The sequence below is a fragment of the Pseudomonas sp. ICMP 10191 genome (genome assembly GCF_001467335.1).
In the GTDB taxonomy this organism is placed as follows: domain Bacteria; phylum Pseudomonadota; class Gammaproteobacteria; order Pseudomonadales; family Pseudomonadaceae; genus Aquipseudomonas; species Aquipseudomonas cerasi.
Genome location: NZ_LKGW01000004.1, coordinates 1 through 1,515 on the forward strand (window position 1 = coordinate 1; position 1,515 = coordinate 1,515).

Annotated in this window: 2 protein-coding genes and 1 pseudogene; all 3 read left to right on the plus strand. The window is 60.6% G+C overall.

Going from position 1 to position 1,515, the window contains the following annotated elements:
- Positions 1-331 precede the first annotated feature (331 nt).
- Positions 332-637, plus strand: coding sequence for a hypothetical protein (locus AO388_RS02235; RefSeq protein ID WP_058416003.1), 306 nt, complete (start codon positions 332-334; stop codon positions 635-637).
- Between the two features lie 291 nt (positions 638-928).
- Positions 929-1,267 carry a hypothetical protein gene (locus tag AO388_RS02240; RefSeq protein ID WP_016980840.1) on the plus strand — a complete coding sequence of 113 codons (339 nt, stop codon included), beginning with the start codon at positions 929-931 and terminating at the stop codon, positions 1,265-1,267.
- Positions 1,267-1,515, plus strand: a pseudogene (locus tag AO388_RS28335) (hypothetical protein); the annotation flags it as partial. The gene AO388_RS02240 and the pseudogene AO388_RS28335, both read left to right, overlap by 1 nt.

Consider the following 1,515-nt stretch of genomic DNA (forward strand, 5'->3'; position numbering starts at 1 on the left):
ATACCACCATCGTATGCGGGGCATGGAGAGGCCACCTCGGCCGTGGTCTTGCGCCGCGAGAGTTGCAGTATTTGTTGTCAGCCGCCCAGGGCTGCACAGCCAAGGAAATCGCCCGAACGTTCGGCATTGCGCCGGGCACGGTCGTCAAGCGGCTGTCGGTCNTGATCGTTCTGCACGCGGTGCTGGGCGATGAATCGATGAGGCGCGAGCGCAGAGCCCCCGAGTCACGCCGGGGCGGGTACGAACAGAAGATCAGCCGTAAGGGCTCGGACAAGCTGAGGCCAGTGGCGGCGATCTGCTAAAAATCATCAACACCAGTCGGAGCAAAACGATGAACAAAGAACAAGTTTACGACGATCAGATCAGCCCTCTGATTAAGCAGATCGTCGACATTGCCAGGCAGAACGGTATCGCGATGGTCGCGAGCTTCAGCATTGCCCACGACGGCGAGGGGCCGAATGGCGAGGATTGTTCCAAGCTGACCTGTACAACCCATCTGCCAGATGGCGATGACGTATTTGACCCTCGCTACAAACGGTGTGCCCAAGCAATTCAGCAGGGAGCTAATCACATGATGGGTATGTCGATCACCAGCACTGCCCCCGATGGCTCAAAGATCCTGACAGCGATTATCTGACAACCAGCGCCAGCGTCAGCCTGACGAAAACTGCCCGAACCCTGTCATAGCGCCAGGCTGCATCGGAATGTCGGCGGGACATGAAAAAAGCGTCTCCAGAGCAATCAGGTTGTGGCGAAGCCCGGACGTCGATTGCAAAAAATGGTGCGGACCGACATTCCAATGCAGCTTCAAGCCTGCAGTACCCCTCCCCTAAATCAAACGACCGCATCGGCAGGTGCCAGGCCAGTCTCACGGCTGGGTTTGGTCACCCGTGCCTGGCATCTGGCCAATGCGGTCAAGGAGCCTCATATGCACCAGACAATCAGCCAGCGTCGTGCAATCCTCGAAGGCCTGCGCCAGCGCTGCACCCTTTCCACTGCCGAGTTTTACGACAAGGTCGGCCGCAAGAACCCGGCAGCTCTGCCGCGCTTCACGGTCGTGCCAAATGGCAATAACGAGTTCGGCATCGTCGAGCGCTCGACCGGCGATGTGCGCGGCGTGCTTCGTGGCCACAGCGCGGCTTGCAGGGCCGCTGAGCAGATGGAAGCCCAGCCAGTGCGCCAGCCGTCAATCGCCACGCACATGTTGCGCTGGACCGCCGCCATCGCCACCGGCTTCGTGCTGTTCGCGCTCTACGGTGCAAGCTGATGATCAGTCCAGAGCTGAGCACGATTCAGCGCAACAAAGAGCGGTCCGCCGTCCTCGAGGCCGAAGTAGCTGAGTTCCTGAAGAGCGATCCTGAAGAGCGGCGGCGTGATCGCTACGCTGCAGGGTTTCGCATACAAGCCCAGGCCATACGGCCGCATGGGGCCAGCAGCAACTCCTGCGCCGCGCCGCCGGACCAAGGAAGCGATGCGCGCAGCAACTCCACCGCCCCCTAAGACGAATCTCCCACG

Coding starts and splice junctions, on each gene's coding strand:
- AO388_RS02240 (WP_016980840.1), top strand. CDS start 929: ATGCACCAGACAATCAGCCAGCGTCGTGCAATCCTCGAAGGCCTGCGC.
- AO388_RS02235 (WP_058416003.1), top strand. CDS start 332: ATGAACAAAGAACAAGTTTACGACGATCAGATCAGCCCTCTGATTAAG.